Annotated in this window: 13 protein-coding genes and 3 pseudogenes; 7 read left to right on the top strand and 9 right to left on the bottom strand. The window is 58.8% G+C overall.

The window, feature by feature from the left end; genetic code table 11:
• Nucleotides 1–2 precede the first annotated feature (2 nt).
• On the bottom strand, nucleotides 3–1,151 hold the full coding sequence (locus THALAR_RS10025; RefSeq protein ID WP_154666792.1) for an AfsR/SARP family transcriptional regulator: 1,149 nt from the start codon (nucleotides 1,149–1,151) through the stop codon (nucleotides 3–5).
• Between the two features lie 302 nt (nucleotides 1,152–1,453).
• Between THALAR_RS10025 and THALAR_RS10020 the strand changes: the two genes are divergently transcribed.
• Together THALAR_RS10020 and THALAR_RS10015 are read left to right on the top strand one after the other, a co-directional pair.
• On the top strand, nucleotides 1,454–1,903 hold the full coding sequence (locus THALAR_RS10020; RefSeq protein ID WP_040818312.1) for a hypothetical protein: 450 nt from the start codon (nucleotides 1,454–1,456) through the stop codon (nucleotides 1,901–1,903).
• A 244-nt stretch (nucleotides 1,904–2,147) separates the two neighbouring features.
• Nucleotides 2,148–2,830 (top strand): annotated as a pseudogene (locus THALAR_RS10015) (IS6 family transposase).
• Nucleotides 2,831–3,032: 202 nt separating this feature from the next.
• Here the strand turns inward: THALAR_RS10015 and nagA are convergent.
• The 8 genes from nagA to THALAR_RS09975 form a co-directional block, all read right to left on the bottom strand.
• Nucleotides 3,033–4,232, bottom strand: a complete 1,200-nt coding sequence (gene nagA, locus THALAR_RS10010) for an N-acetylglucosamine-6-phosphate deacetylase (RefSeq protein ID WP_021101430.1) — start codon at nucleotides 4,230–4,232, stop codon at nucleotides 3,033–3,035.
• Complete coding sequence (gene nagB, locus THALAR_RS10005; protein WP_021101429.1) at nucleotides 4,189–4,971, bottom strand: glucosamine-6-phosphate deaminase; 783 nt, start codon at nucleotides 4,969–4,971, stop codon at nucleotides 4,189–4,191. Before nagB ends, nagA begins: the two co-directional genes overlap by 44 nt.
• Nucleotides 4,968–5,876 carry an ROK family protein gene (locus tag THALAR_RS10000; RefSeq protein WP_021101428.1) on the bottom strand — a complete coding sequence of 303 codons (909 nt, stop codon included), beginning with the start codon at nucleotides 5,874–5,876 and terminating at the stop codon, nucleotides 4,968–4,970. The genes nagB and THALAR_RS10000 overlap by 4 nt, the downstream gene beginning before the upstream one ends.
• On the bottom strand, nucleotides 5,876–6,559 hold the full coding sequence (locus tag THALAR_RS09995) for an N-acetylmannosamine-6-phosphate 2-epimerase (RefSeq protein WP_021101427.1): 684 nt from the start codon (nucleotides 6,557–6,559) through the stop codon (nucleotides 5,876–5,878). Before THALAR_RS09995 ends, THALAR_RS10000 begins: the two co-directional genes overlap by 1 nt.
• A 12-nt stretch (nucleotides 6,560–6,571) precedes the next feature.
• Entirely contained in the window at nucleotides 6,572–7,846 is a 1,275-nt protein-coding gene (locus THALAR_RS09990; protein ID WP_021101426.1) for a TRAP transporter large permease, read from the bottom strand.
• Entirely contained in the window at nucleotides 7,843–8,322 is a 480-nt protein-coding gene (locus tag THALAR_RS09985; RefSeq protein WP_021101425.1) for a TRAP transporter small permease, read from the bottom strand. The genes THALAR_RS09990 and THALAR_RS09985 overlap by 4 nt, the downstream gene beginning before the upstream one ends.
• A 61-nt stretch (nucleotides 8,323–8,383) precedes the next feature.
• On the bottom strand, nucleotides 8,384–9,346 hold the full coding sequence (locus THALAR_RS09980; RefSeq protein WP_021101424.1) for a sialic acid TRAP transporter substrate-binding protein SiaP: 963 nt from the start codon (nucleotides 9,344–9,346) through the stop codon (nucleotides 8,384–8,386).
• Between the two features lie 47 nt (nucleotides 9,347–9,393).
• A complete protein-coding gene (locus THALAR_RS09975) occupies nucleotides 9,394–10,137 on the bottom strand; it encodes an FCD domain-containing protein (protein ID WP_021101423.1) in 744 nt (247 codons plus the stop codon).
• Nucleotides 10,138–10,300: 163 nt separating this feature from the next.
• Here THALAR_RS09975 and THALAR_RS09970 point away from each other — a divergent pair, with 163 nt between their 5' ends.
• The 5 genes and pseudogenes from THALAR_RS09970 to THALAR_RS18430 all read left to right on the top strand — a co-directional run bounded on the left by THALAR_RS09970 (nucleotide 10,301) and on the right by THALAR_RS18430 (nucleotide 15,214).
• Nucleotides 10,301–11,203, top strand: coding sequence for a dihydrodipicolinate synthase family protein (locus THALAR_RS09970; RefSeq protein WP_021101422.1), 903 nt, complete (start codon nucleotides 10,301–10,303; stop codon nucleotides 11,201–11,203).
• A 68-nt stretch (nucleotides 11,204–11,271) separates the two neighbouring features.
• Nucleotides 11,272–12,432: an N-acetylneuraminate epimerase gene (locus THALAR_RS09965; RefSeq protein WP_021101421.1), complete on the top strand. Its 1,161-nt coding sequence runs from the start codon at nucleotides 11,272–11,274 to the stop codon at nucleotides 12,430–12,432.
• A 428-nt stretch (nucleotides 12,433–12,860) separates the two neighbouring features.
• Nucleotides 12,861–13,570 (top strand): annotated as a pseudogene (locus THALAR_RS09960) (IS6 family transposase).
• 280 nt (nucleotides 13,571–13,850) lie between these two features.
• Nucleotides 13,851–14,531: pseudogene (locus THALAR_RS09950) on the top strand (hydantoinase B/oxoprolinase family protein); the annotation flags it as partial.
• Nucleotides 14,532–14,632: 101 nt separating this feature from the next.
• Entirely contained in the window at nucleotides 14,633–15,214 is a 582-nt protein-coding gene (locus THALAR_RS18430) for a hypothetical protein (protein WP_154666791.1), read from the top strand.
• Nucleotides 15,215–15,216 lie beyond the last annotated feature (2 nt).

Here is a 15,216-nt window from a genome sequence, read left to right as displayed (position 1 = left end):
TGCTACGACATAGTTTTCATAGGCGGTCTTTTCAGGTGACGGTAAATGTTCTCCTCTATGGCCGATATGATCTGTATGACGGATTTGTCGACTTGCGCTTCGATGTGTTCATCGGCAGGGTGGAGTGTGACCGGCGCGTGCGAGGCCCAGAAGGCCTCTCCATCGCCGGAGCTCAATCGCAAGACTATCCGAGTTTCGTCGTTTTTAACGCTCGGCAGCAGGCGCAAACTAAAGGCAGAATGTGAGAACGTGTCCGATGTGCCAAGCGCACGTACCCGCAGTTCAGGCATTTGAATCATACGCGAGACGAGCCTGTCGAAAAACTCCTCGGACAGGTCGAAGGTAGAGCTCTTGTTGTCATCGCCGACAGGCATCCCCACCTCGACCAGCGGCAGATCGGTCACTGTCTCCGGTTTGGGCTTCTTAGCCCGGAGCTCCGAGTGCGGTTTTACGTCGGTGGGGGCGGAAATAACGTTGTTATACAAGCTTTGCGTTTTCTCGGAGATATCAAGCCCGTCATCCTGAAGACGCTTTTGCAAGGCTTGAATAATTCTGTGCCCATGTCCAATCTCATCGCGCTTGGCATGGATTGAAATCGCCATCCGCGCCGCTGGCTCGTTGGTCGGGTCGAGTTTCAGAATGATCTTCGCGATATCAAGTGCTTCTTCTGGTGCCACATCCGGGTCACCGCCTGCTAAAAGTCTTTCTGCCCGGGATATTTGCCGGTTTCGCACGTCGCGTCGGGCATGCAGCAGCCAGTCGTCAAACACCGGTGAAATGAAGTCGAGATCTTCCAGCAATTCATCATGGACACTCTCGTGAATGCTACCATCCTCGCGCCATAGATCGTAGCTGATCTGATCGCGATCAAGCGCGATGTAGTTCCTGTCCGATATCAGGATTGTTGCGGATTGGTGGTGCAAAGCGTGGCGGATCACATAAATCGCCTGACGCAGACTGTCCTGTCCCTGCTTCTGGCCTCTATCAGACCAGAAGAGATCAACGAGCCGGTCTCGTGTGGTCTTCTTGCCCCGCCTATATGCAAGATAGGCTAGAAGGGCTGCGGGCTTTTTCCCCGGTGGGCGCAGGGATTTTCCCTCTGGTCCCTTGACCGCGAAAAAACCGCACATTCGTACCGTCAGCCTCGTCACGTCCGTCGTCCCTCCAACCCTGTGATTTAAATAATTACTAAAAAGTCCGAACGAGATTTTTGTCCCGAAAGTTCTCTAGCGTTTAATATCTTCTACCATTTCCTCTTAAGAAGCTTTGCGACAGCACCACGCGCCAAAACCAGTATGAGGCGGCTCGCAATTGTAACTATACGGTAAATTGCGTTTTCATGCGAGACTAGCGGGTCTTTGACGGAACTCTCACGGAGAAATAATGGCGACATGTTTTTGTCTCTCTACCGGCTGCACGCTCAAGTGCTCGGCGTATTTGAAAGGAAAGACACATGACACATGCTCTGATAAAGACCGCAAAAATTTGTGCGCTACTGACGTTGATCGGCACGGGCCAGACCATGGGCCAAGAGTCCGGCAAAAATGATTTGTATAATGACGGTGCAGCTGCCGCTCACGGAAGAGCTCTTCTTGAGCTTTGGCTCCGCAACCCTGCGACGCCCGGAAAGATCGCACGGGTTACACCGGGTAAGGAATATATGGCGAAGCGTCTCAAACTTGAACCGGGTGCGCATCCCCTTGCTGAGATGGCCCTTATAGCTGCGGCGGGGTCGGACAAATACGCTCGCAACGTAGTCATGATGCATCTTCGGGGTGAACGACCGATGCCACGTGAACACGCATCCCAAGGGGAGCGGAGCCTCGCCGCGGGTTTAGGGGTAGATGCCCGGGAATATTCCCTGAGCGAGCTTGCGAAAATGAAGTTCGATAAGGATTTCTGACACAAAAAGTCACGCAGTTTAACGAGTGATGGGCCGTTCTGTTCTGACCGCCCATGGTTAAAGAATACGCCAAGCTCCCACGGTGCTTGGCGTATTCTTTAACCATGGGGAGAGTTACTTTAAATGCCGGCGCTGGAAAACACTGTTGGGCCGCGGACCTTTCCATGGTTCTGTCGCAAACTTTGCTGGTTGACGCCCCAGGCCTGAAGGGCCGACGGTAGTTGTTTGGATCAACTTTGTTGGATTGAAGGCTACGATTTCGTTCAAGGGCGCTCAGTTTCCGAAGGAAGTAATCCTCTTCGCCGTCTTCTTCTATGTCCGCTACACCGTTTCGTATCGGGACTTGGAAGAGATCCTGGCCGAAAGGGACGTACGGGTAGATCATGCAACCTTGAACTGTTGGGTAGCCAAGTACTCGCCACTGATTGCCAGCAACGCTCGGCGGCGCAAGGCCTTGGTCAACCGTTCTTGGCGGATGGATGAGACCTACATCAACGTGAATGGACCCACCTCTAACGTGCCGTCGACAGGTTCGGGAAAACCCTTGATTTTATGCTCTCTAAGCGGCGCGATAAGGCAGCTGCGACGAAGTTCTTCGCCCGCGCATTAGAGGTAAACGGTCTGCCGCGCAGAATCGTGATCGACAAAAGCGGGGCCAACACGGCAGGCATCACCGCGATCAACCGCATGCTGAAGCGCCTCGGCTGCCCGATCGCGATAGAGATGGTGCGGATCAAGTATCCGAACAACATGGTCGAACAAGATCACCGTATCATCAAGAAGCGGATTCGAACGATGCTAGGGTTCAAGTCCTTCTTCTCCGCTTCGGCAACGCTCGAAGGGATTGAGGTCGCGAACATGATCCGTAAAGGCCAGATGACGCCTGGACTCTGCCCGTTTGCTCAGTTTGCCTCTCTCACGGCCTAACAGAAGAAGATCAGAGGCCTTTGCCAATCAATGCCGAAGTTTGCGACAGAACCGTCCCTGCTGTGCTCTTCCGAGCATGCCAGCTTCACGAGGCTGCAGATACCGGCCATATCTCGTTGAATGAAAGTCGAATGCAAAGCAGTCGTTGAGGGGGGCGACAGAAGGTTAGGCGCATCAATTTCATCAATGGTTTGAATTGGGATCAGCCGGGCGCGTGATACAGCAGCCCATCCGTGATGACGGCGGCCACATCGAAGCCTTGTGTAAGACAGGTGAATGACGCGCGGTATCCCGGGCGCACTGATCCGACCTCACCTTCCAGCCCAAGCGCGCGGGCGGGGTTTGCCGTTGCCAACCTCAGGGCATCGGGCAGGCCGAGGTATGCATAGTCCAGCATGTTCCGCACGCTTTCGATCATACTCACGTGAGCACCGGCCAGACGGCCGGTCTTGTTCGTCAACCGACTGCCGCGAAGCTCGATGGTTTCGCTGTGCAACTCAAACTCGGTCAGTTGGCCTGCGAGGGTCAGCATGGCATCGGTCACCAAGCACAAGCGATCCGGCAGTAGGCGCGCCGCCGTCGCCACGTTGCGCCAGTCGACATGGTGCCCGTCCGCGATGATCCCTGCAAAGAGGCCTTTTGAGGCCAGTGTTGCCCCGACCACCCCTGGTTCGCGCCCTGTCATCTGCGACATGGCATTGAAAAGATGAGTGACGCCGACAAGGCCATCAGCTTCCGCCTGTGCCATCTGGTCGGCAGTTGCCTCAGTATGGCCAGCGAAGACGCGGATACCCGCCGCTGTCAGGCGCTGTAATGCGCCCACAGGCAGGTTTTCAGGTGCCACGGTCAGCAGCAGCACACCGCCCCGCGCCGCCGTTAACCGGTCGAGATCCTCTGCATCCATGCTTCGGATCGCATCAGTATCGTGGATGCCGGGCCGCATGTGGGACAGAAACGGGCCTTCGAGATGCACCCCGAGAATGCCGGGCGCGCCTTGCGTGATCGCCGTTTGAACAGCCTCGAGTGCGCGGACATAGTCGCGCTGCGGCGCCGTAATGAATGTGGGCAGTATGTAGGCGGTGCCGCCTTCTCGCGCACCCGCAGCGATCCGACGGAGTGCCTCAGGAGTGGGGTCGAAGTTGAACTGAGTATCGGCCGCCCCGTTGATCTGGAGGTCAATGAATCCCGGCGTCACCAGATCAAACTCGGGCATAGCGTGGTCGCGGGCGTCATCCGCCGTCGCGGGACGGATGTCAGCAATCCGTCCGTCAGCAATGTCGATCACCTGATCGGCGCGCATGTGGGGGCTCATGCCATCGTAGAGTTGCCGTGCGAAGATGCGGTTCGGCTTCGCCGGTTCAGTCGAAGGCACTGTCACGTCCTCCCGGATGGACGGTCTCATAGTATTCCTTAAGGTGCAGCTCCCCGGCGGCAGCTTCGTCGAGTATGACCGTAACTCGCGCGTGAAGCTGCAATGCCGAGGCGGGGCAGGCCGCACTCACAGGCCCCTCAATCATGTCGACCACCGCGCGGGCTTTCGCCGTGCCGGTCGCAATCAGCAGACATTTGTGGGATGCCAGAATGGTGGCGACGCCGGTGGTTATGGCATAGCGCGGCGTCTCATCGAAGGAGTCGAAGTATTTCTGGTTGGCGCGTCGCGTGCTTTCGGTCAGCGTCTTGATGCGCGTGCGCGATCCAAGGCTGGCAGTTGGCTCGTTAAAGCCGATATGCCCGTTCTGCCCAATCCCAAGGAGTTGCAGGTCAATACCACCTGCCTTTTCGATCAGCGCCTCGTAGTCGTCCGAGGCGGCCTGCGGATCAGCGGCGTCGCCTTTGGGCAGATGGGTGCGTGCGGGGTCGATATCGACATGCCTGAAAAACGCCTCCTGCATATAGTGGTGGTAGGAGCAGGGGTGATCCGGCGTGAGGCCGATATATTCGTCCAAGTTGAAGCTTGTGACCTTGGCAAAGGACAACCCTTCATCCCGGTGACGCTGCGCAAGCGCATCATAGAGTGGCAGCATGGTGCCGCCTGTGGCGAGCCCGAGCACGCTGTCCGGGGTCGCGCTTACGGTGCGCGAAACGATGTCGGCGGCGCGGCGCGTGGCGGCCTGCGCGTCGGGAAGGATCAGAACCTTCATGGGGATTCCTTTCTCAGATGTGCGGCCAGCGCACCGACCAACGGCGCGTCATGGCCAAGTTCTGCGTGGATCAGGCGCGGGCGGAACAATTCCGGCTCCTCCTCAAGTGCGGTGCGGGTGCGTTCGATATAGCCGGGGGCAAGGCCGATGCTGCCCCCCATCGCCACCGTGTCGAGGCCCAGAATGGCCGTGAGGTCACCAATCAGTGCCGCCACTGCGGTGGCGGAGGTGGCGATGATCCTGTCGGCCCAGTCCTGACCATCTGCGGCGGCGGCAAACACCGCACGCGCGTCGGTGCCCTCGTGTTCGCCGGCGGTTGCGGCGGCGGCGATACCGCGCCCGCCAGCGATGCTTTCCACCGTTCCCATCCGTCCGCTGCCACAGGGGCCGTTGGCATGGCGGCTGGAAACAAAGCCGACATGACCAGCCAACCCGTTGGCGCTGGACAACAGACGGTTGCCGATCACCAGCCCGCCGCCCACGCCGGTGGACACGGTGAGATAGGCAAAGCTGTCGCTTTGGCTTCCCGCCCCAAACAGGCCTTCGGCAAAAGCGGCGGCGGCGGCATCGTTGAGGCAGGTCGCAGCGCCGAGGTCGCGCACCAGCGCGTGTTGCAGCGAAAACCCAAGGATTGCGGGCAGCGTGCCATGATTGACCGCGTGCCACGCACCCGCACTGTCAACCCGACCCGCGACGGCAACGCCAAGTGGAGCGCCGTTGCTGTGCCCAAGCCTGCCCAGCAGGGAACGAATGGCGGCGATTTGCGCCTCTGGATCGGCGGCGCAATCGGTCGGCGCCAGTAGCCGTTCGACGACCACGCCGCGCTCGATGCGGGCGACGGCGGTTTTGGTCCCGCCCAGATCGGCGGCAAACCCCGTCAGGGCGGTGCGTGGCAGTTTCTGCATTACCGGGCCTCGAACGCCCGTGCGACGGCGTCGTGAAACCAGCCGGTGACGTGTTCGAGCCGCGTCAGCGCCGTGCCAACTGTGACCGCATCCGCACCCGCAGCCATCGCAAGACCCGCAAGCTCGGGCGTGTTGACCCGACCCTCGGCCATGACGAAGCCACCCAAGTCGCGGAATGCGCCGATCAGAGCGGTATCGACGTCGTCGTTTTGACCTGCTGTTTCATCCGTGTAACCCGACAGGGTCGTGCCAAGGATCGCAGCCCCTTCGGCCAAAGCGCGCTGCCCGTCCGCAAGCTTCGAGCAGTCGGCCATCGCCAAGGCACCCCTCGCGTGGATCGCAGCAAGGATCGCCACCGTCGTTTCGGGCCGTGGCCTTTCGGTGGCGTCATAGGCGATGATGTCGGCACCCGCGTCGGCCAACGCCTGCACGTCGGCCAGATAGGGCGTGATACGCACGGGGCTGTCGGCAAGATCGCGTTTCAGGATGCCGATGATCGGAACGGACACCCGCGCCCTCACGGCGGCAAGGTTCGCGGCCCCTTCGATGCGCAGACCGGCGGCCCCGCCCGCCACGGCGGCGGCGGCCATGGCCGCGACGATTGCGGGGTCGTCCATAGGGCCATCATCGACCGGTTGGCAGGACACGACGAGACCGCCGCGCAGGGTATCGAGTAGGGTCATGGTGTCAGTCCATCAATCCATAAGGCTCGGGAGGCCGGTTGCAAGGATCGGAAAGGCGCAGACCAGAAACAGCACCACGAAGGGCGGGATCAACCAAGGCAGGATTGCCTTTGCAAGGTTCTGGTAAGGGATGCCACCGACCTGTGCCACGACGAACAGCGCCATGCCCATCGGCGGTGTCAGGATCGAGATCATCAGGTTCAGAACCGTGATGATGCCGAAATGCACCGGATCAATTCCGAAACCCATGGCGACGGGCACAAGAATGGGCACGACGACCAGCAAAATGACCAGCGCCTCGATGAAGCAGCCTAGAAAGAAGATCATCACGTTGACGGCGATCAGGAAGGTGATCGGGCTGTCGGCGATAGACAGGAAGAACGTCGCGATTTGCTGTGGTGCCTGCTCGCGCGCCATGATGAAGCTGAGCAAACCCACGCCCGCGACAATCGTGGCGATTGACGCCGACGTCGCAGTGGTTTCGTAGATTGCATCCCAGAGCCGCCGGAAGGTCAGCTCGCGGTAGAAGATCAGGTCGATCATGATCGCATAAAGCACGGTCACCGCTGCGGCCTCGGTGGGCGAGAAGAGGCCCGAGAAGATACCGCCGACGATGACCACGGGGGTCATGAGCGCTGGCAGGGACTTGACGAACAGCGTGCCTACCTCGCCCGCGCTGCGGCGCGGGTCGCGGGGATAGTTACGTTTGCGGGCGGTGAACCAGACCATGACCATCAGAGCGGCCGCGCAAAGGAACCCCGGGATAATGCCACCAAGGAACAGCTTGCCGATGGAGACGTTGGCGATAACGCCATAGAGCACCATGGTGATCGACGGAGGCACCAGCGGGCCGATCATCGAGGAGGCGGCGGTTACGGCACCTGCGAACTCGTCGTCATAGCCCGCCTTGCGCATTGCCTCGATTTCCATCTTGCCCAAGCCACCGGCGTCGGCCAGAGCCGACCCGGACATCCCGGAAAAGAACAGCGAGGCCAGCACATTGACGTGGCCCAGCCCGCCCGTGACGTGCCCGACCAGTGATCGCGCGAAACCGAAAAGGTGATTGGTGATCCCGGCAGAGTTCAGCACGCCCGCGGCGAGGATGAACAGCGGCACCGCCAGCAGCGGAAAGCTGTTGAGCCCGTCCGTCATACGCTGCATGGCGAAGCTGATGCCCATTCCTGTGTAATAGAAATAGCCCATCGACACGAAGATCATGGCGACCCCGATGGGGACGCCGATCAGCACGAAGATCAACCAGACGACACCGACAGTAGCGAGGATCATAGCGTGGGCTCCCGAGTGACGGTGACGTCGCGGCGGCCAATCAGGCGGCGGACGATCCGGTGAAGGATGAGAATCGCGGCAACAAAACCGGACGCATAAAGCACGGCATCAGTCGTTGGCAGGGTGACGGATACGTTGTCCCACGTGCGCAGGACGGTCTTGTATCCAATCCAGATAAGGTGGCACACGATGCCCAGATAGACGAGGTCGATGCCGGTGTAGAGGATGCGTCGGGCACCGTCAGGCAGAAGTTCGGCAATAAAGGCCATCTTGAGCTGGCCGTCCTGACGCTCGACCTCGGCGATACCGATGAAGGCCATCCAGACCCAGAGCCAGCGCGCGGCTTCCTCGGTCCAGACCGGACCGCGAAACAACGGCGTGCGGCCAAAGACCTGAATTAGCACGACTCCAATCAGAACGATGAAGATCACCGACGCGACGATGCCTTCGATGCTGTACTTGCGTGGATTGTCCATCGGCTTATCCCCTCGTTGCAGATGATCTCTGCGGGCACCCTGGCGCCCGCAGAGGGGTAGTTTACTCGCCGCGCACGCGGGCGATGGCACCTTCACCGAACTGCTCTTCGAGCGTGTCGTAGTAAGGTTTCATCGCTTCGCGGAAAGGTGCCAGATCGGGGCGGGTGATGGTCAGGCCGCGCTCTTCGAAAGTGGCAACCAGATCTTGTTCGGCTTGCTCGGTCAGGCTGTTGTTCAGCTCGCCACCTGCTTCGACGGCTTCGGCGATCCAGCCCTTTTCCTCGTCGCTGAAGCTGTCCCACAAGTCATTGGAGATTTGGACCGCAGCAGACGCGACGAAGTGGTTGGTCATCGCAACATGGCTTTGCACTTCGTAGAACTTCATTGCCTCGATGGTCGGCAGCGGGTTCTCTTCGGCGTCAACCTGATTGGTTTGAAGCGCCAGATAGACCTCTGCGAACGCAACCGGTGCGGGGGTGGCGCCGACGTTTTCGGCATAGGCAATCAGGAACGGCACGTTTGGCGTGCGCAGACGTAGACCGGCCATGTCGTCGATGGACTCAATCGCGCGGTTCGATGTGGTCTGACGGGTGCCATAATACCAAACATCAAGCAGATTGACGCCCTTTTCCTTGAATTTGGCTGACATCTCCTGACCCCATGGGCCAGCGATGATTTCCTTGAGGTGGGCGAAATCGTCCGCCACGTAAGGCGCTCCGATCAGGTTCAACTCGGGAATGATATAGCTCATGTCGGGATAGCCGGTGATGACCATGTCCAACTCGCCCGCCTGAAGCTGCGCGACCATCGCCTTGAAGTCGCCAAGGGTCGAGGACGGGAACAGGTTCACGGTCAGCTCACCACCCGAAAGCTCTTCCAGTTTGCTGGCGAACTCTTGTGCGCCCTTGTAGACGTTAGAGCTTTCGTTGTCTTGCAGACCGAAGGTCAGTTCGCGCTCGGCCAGGGCCGGGGCGGCCAGAGCAAGGGTCGCCGCACAGGCGAGTAGAGTGGTCTTAAGTTTCATCGTATCCTCCTTGATTTTCGATGAATGGCGGACAAGCCCGCCGGTTGTCAGTGTGTAATGCGTCCGCCATCTTTCGGCGTTTTTCGCGGTGCCTTGAGGCGCGCGCGGTAGGATCGGGTCAGGTGGCGGTCCATCACATCGGTCGCCGCTACGACATCGCCATCCAGCACCGCCTGATAGATCTCGCAATGTTCTTCATAGGCCATCATATCATAACGCAGCGCGTCGTCTGTTGGGGGGCGATGGGCGATCATCGTGCTGACGAACATGTCGTGCAGCGTCAGGATGACCGGGTTGCCGACCACCGAGACCAAAGCGCGGTGAAAGGCGATGTCGGTTTGCGCGAAATCGACGGTGCCGACAGTTTCAAAATTTTGCTCAAGCGCGGCGTGCAGCTTGGCCAGCTGCATATTATCGGCACGTTTCGCGGCTTCGCGTGCGGCACCTGTTTCGATGAACTGACGCATCTGTTCAAGATGTGCGCCGCTTTCGGCGTCTCCCAGAACCTCGCGGATCAGGTCACCGGTATCTTTGAGAACGCTTGTAATTGAGGGCATTGTCGCACGGGGGCGTTTGCCCGCGCCCGCGGTCACATAACCGCGCATCTGCATTTGGGCCAACGCCTCTCGCACCGTAGGTCGGGACGCGGAGAACCTCTCACAAAGGTCGCGCTCGGTCGGCAGCGGCGATTCAGGCTGGAAGGTGCCATCCCTGATCTCGGCGATCAGCGTGTCGGCGATCAGGTCCGGCGTGCGCCGTTGTTCGTGGATTTTATCAGTATGAGTGGTCACTGGCATCTCCTCTTGTCTCTTTTGGTATTACCAGAAAATTATCTTGTCAAACTAAAATCCGTTCGTATATTGCGAAAATGAATATTGAGCCGTGGTTTTGTTGGGCTGCCGGTTATCCGGTTTGTCGCGATTGCACGGCAGGGCAAAAAGGTAGAAACCACCGATGACCGAACGATTGACTGGAATGTACGCCGCGCTAATGACCGGCCTCGACGACGGTGGCGAGTTCGATGAAGCCCGCCAGCGCAACCTGACCGACTATGTGTTGAAGCAGGGACTGACAGGGCTTTATGTCGGCGGTAGCAGCGGTGAATCCGGTCTTTTGGGTGTCGGTGAACTGGCAGAGCAACAAGGCATCGTCGCCGATTGCGCCAAGGATAGCGGCGCGAAGCTGATCGCCCATGTCGGCATGCCGAACCTGCGCGACTCGATCCGCCTCGCGCAGCGCGCGTCGGATCTGGGCTATCACGGGCTGTCGGCCCTGCCGCCGCATTCCTACCCGTTCAGCGATGCTGAGATCGAAGGCTATTACCGCGATCTGGCAGCCGCCACCGACCTTCCGCTGATCGTCTACGAGGTGCCGATCCGTACCGGCCGCCCGATTCCACTGGAGTCGCTGGAGCGCATTCTGGACTTGCCGAACGTGACGGGGATCAAGTTCACGTCGACCGACCTGTTCAAGTTTTCGATGCTGCGTCGACGTCGCCCTGACAGCAGCTATTTCTTCGGCTTCGACGAAATCTATCTGACTGGTGGCGTATTGGGCGCGGATGGCGGCATCGGCACGACCTACAACATCCTTGGCAAGCTTTATGTCGCGCTTGATGCCGCGCTCCGCGCTGGTGATCTGGCCCGCGCACAGGAATTGCAGGATGTCTCACAAATCTTCGTCGAGGCGCTTCTGGATACCGGCGTGTTGCCCGGCATGAAGGCAGCGTTCCGCGTGCTTGGCATTGATTGCGGCCGGACGCGCCCCCCGATGATCCTGCGCATGTCCGACGACAAGGCCGAAGCGCATATGCGCGCCGTCCTTGAACGGCCCGAGGTCAAGACCTGGCTCGTCTGAGCCGCGCCTTGCCCGATCAAACTCCGGCTCCGGGCGTCGGAAACATCACTTCAGGAGGAGAATACGTAATGTCACTACGCACCCATATACTCGGTGGGGTGGGCGCACTTGCCCTCATCGCCGCGGCGACGACCGCCATGGCGGACGAATGGCCCGACCTGCCCGTCGGGGTGAAGAACGGTGTAGCCGAGCGCATTGGCGACAAGCTAATCGTCGGTCTGGGCAGTGCTGGCGCACAAGTCTTTGCACTGGATCTGAACGACACGGCTGCAGGTTGGCAGGCGTTGGCAGACTTCAACGGACCGGCCCCGTCACAGCCCGCGACCGCAGTCTCTGACGGCGCGCTTTATGTGTTCAGCGGCTCCGGCAAGGCAACGGAAGACGCGGCCTCGCCGATTATCTTCGACACTGTCAGCCGTTACGACCTTGAGGCAAACGCTTGGGAAACATTGGACACCACAACACCGGTCGGCCTGCTGGGGGCCAGCGCTGTAACTCTCGCCGATGGCCGCATTGCCATTCTGGGAGGATATAACAAAGAGCTTTTCGACACGTATCTTTCAGAGGTTCTGGCGATCGACAAAGACACCGATCCCGACGGCTGGAACGCTGTCGTGGACGCCTATATGGGCATGGAGCCAAAAGACTATCGCTGGAACGATCAGGTGCTGGTCTATGACGCCGCAGGAAATGCGTGGGGCGACCTTGGTTCGGTCCCGACACTTCCGAATACCGGCTCCGCCGTTGTCCAGACCGAACCCGGAACATTTCTGGTGATCAACGGCGAAATCAAACCCGGCCTGCGCACCGATGAAGTCAAGTCCGTCACCATTGGCGCGGAATCCGCTGAATGGTCCGAAGCCGCTCCGGTGCCAGCGCCTGAAGGCAGCGACGTGCAGGAGGGGCTCGCAGGGGCCTATGCCGGAATGTCAAATGGTGACGTCATAGTTGCGGGCGGTGCGAATTTCCAAGGCGCGCGCGCAGCGGCAGACGCTGGCAACTGGTACGCTCATAACGGTCTTTCCAAGCATTGGGCCTTGGAGATCTTTGCGATGCAGGACGGTCAGTGGGCACAAATAGGGCAACTGCCTGACGGGCTGGCCTATGGCGGTTCGTTCACGGTCGATGACGGGCTTCTCGTCGTAGGCGGTGAGGACAAGGAAAAAGCTGCACGCACCGACGTCTTTTTGGTGAAGTGGGACGGCGAGACAGTTTCCATCGTTGACTAACCCTAAACGGCAATCGGCGCATCACCGCGCCGATTGCCCTTGAATTCCATCCACATATTCAGACCCAGACTTGCTTCGGACTATTGGCGGCACCGCGGGATGATTTCAGTTGCAGTCAAAGAAAGAGCGAGCGAATTTCTAGGCTTGGGGCAGCTAACCGTATCTGACATCAGCACTTATGAGCCCAAATAGGGCGGTTTGATAAGTAAAGTGTTGTTGGCTCAGCATAACCACTGAGGAGTGGGAGGTGAGGCAGACTACTGGAACACGCAAAGCCTCGGCGACAAGATCGTTAAGGACATAAACGGGCCATCCGCAAACATTGTTCATCAGACGAGAAGAACTTCATCGTCCTGCTGGCCTTCGCGATTAAGGCAGCATGGTACTGCCAATTTGCTACCGCACCTTGGCACGGCTCGCGATTTGTCATGAGGATACCAGCTGAGATGCCGCGCCTGAAGCGCTATCGTTTCCCCCGTAAAGTCGTGGCTTATGCCGTATGGGCCTATCATCGCTTCGCGCTCAGTACGGCGGACAGTAGAGGATCTGCTCGCTGAACGCGGTGTAACCGTTAGTCGGGAAACCGTGCGCAAATGGTGAACCTATGTGGCTGGCATTTCGCCAATCGCATCAAGCGTGACCGTCCCACTGCTGCAGACAAATGGCATCTAGACGAAGTCGTCGTTCCGATCAACGGCGTGAAATATGGTCGCGGCGAGCAGTGGATGCGAACGGGGACGTGCTGGATGTCCTTGTGCAGCCGCGCCGAAACGCCAAAGCTGCCAAGCGTTTCCTTACGCGACCGATCGCCCGCTTTGGCAAACCGCGTGTCGTCGTGACGGACGAATTGCGCAGTTACATCAAACCGATCCGGACCGTTGCACCAGAAGCTGATCATCGGCCACACAAAGGGCTCAAAAACCGCATCAAGGGGTCGCATCGGCCGACCCGCAAACGAGAGAAAGACATGGGCCGGCTCAAATCAATCCGACAGACGCAGAGGTTCCTCGCGGCTCACGATCAAATCAACGCTATGTTCAGACCCCGCCGCTATCGCCTCTCCACCGTCTCATACCGCCACGCAAGGTCCGATGCCTTCGACTTGTGGCACGGTTATGCGCTCGAAATGACCGCCTGAGAAAATCACCCCTGGGGACCATTACAGGTCATTGCCGTTAAGTGGGCAATGCCGTCGTGCTGTACGTGTTTCGCAAAATGGTCGTCTCCAACATCCCGATNGCGGCTCACGATCAAATCAACGCTATGTTCAGACCCCGCCGCTATCGCCTCTCCACCGTCTCATACCGCCACGCAAGGTCCGATGCCTTCGACTTGTGGCACGGTTATGCGCTCGAAATGACCGCCTGAGAAAATCACCCCTGGGGACCATTACAGGTCATTGCCGTTAAGTGGGCAATGCCGTCGTGCTGTACGTGTTTCGCAAAATGGTCGTCTCCAACATCCCGATGAATGAAGGGTGTCTTAAGTCGTTGAACCTGATTGTCCCCCAAAAATCCATGATAAACCCGGCCCATCCCGCAGCCGTGATTTCGGGCAATACCGAAGTATCTCAGGCCATCGCCGACCCGCTCTACAGCGCACTTGGTGTAATCGCGGGCAGTCAGGGCACGATGAACGATTTCGTCTACGGCAGTGACACTTTCCAGAATTACGAGACCATCTGCAGTGGCACCGGCGCGGGCGATCAATTCGACGGCACCGGTGCCGTGCACAGCCACATGACCAACACGCGCATGACTGATCCGGAAGCCCTGGAGACGCGGATCCCGGTGCGGGTTGACGAGTTTTCTATTCGGCAGGGGTCCGGCGGTCAGGGCAGGTTCAAGGGCGGCAACGGCATCGTCCGAAAGCTACGCTTCCTTGAGCCGATGACTGTTACCGTTCTGACGTCGCATCGAAAAACTCCGCCGCATGGGGCAGCAGGTGGTGAGCGGGGCAAAACAGGCGAAAATTCCGTCATTCGCAGCACTGGTGAGACCGAAGCCCTCGAAGGCAACGATATAGCCGAAATGAACCTCGGTGACGTCTTTGTCATGAAGATACCGGGCGGCGGCGGATACGGAAGCAGACAAAGCTGAACCGTCTAACAGGAAAGCTAATCTATTCCAGGCCCCAAGGGAGGTCTTTTCGAGGCTGCATCAAATTCCAGGTTAAGCCCCATTAATCACCGGAGGAACTAATGAAGACCGATATTCCACAAGGCGCGCCCGCTCCGCGTTTCTGGGAGGCGATAATATCGTTCTTTTTCAATCATCGCAGGTATCGGCCTGTTGATTGTCGTCTATGGACTGGACGCTCACGTACCATGCTATTGGGCGTCATGGCGGCTACCATTGTCGCGCTGCGCTTCTTCTTGGTAGAACGTTTAGGGCGGCATGGTTCGGGGCATCACCAATGCAGCAATGCCCGCCACGATCATTCTGATAGTTATCGACATTTTGATCGGCGTCTGGGTTTTGGCGGGTGCAGTCGCGACATTGGTTTACTATGGACTTTCGATTCTTTCGCCGTCGATCTTCTTGCCTGCGACCGTGATCATTCGCGCGGTAACTTTCTTGGCAACGGGAAGCAGTTGGGTGCGATGGGCACAGTTGCTGTGGCGTTGATGGGTGTCGAGGCCGGGCTTGAATTCCCCTATCGCTTGTCGCTGGCGCGCGTCTCTGAGGGGTCTATTTCGGGGGCAAGATGTCACTGTTGTCTGATGCGACCAATATCGGACTGTTGGATTAACTGGGCCGTTTGGCCACGATCATGCTCTTGACG

Source organism: Litoreibacter arenae DSM 19593 (assembly GCF_000442275.2).
Taxonomy (GTDB): Bacteria; Pseudomonadota; Alphaproteobacteria; order Rhodobacterales; family Rhodobacteraceae; genus Litoreibacter; species Litoreibacter arenae.
The sequence above is the reverse complement of the archived record's forward strand: the minus strand, read 5'-3'. Positions and strand labels throughout refer to the sequence as shown.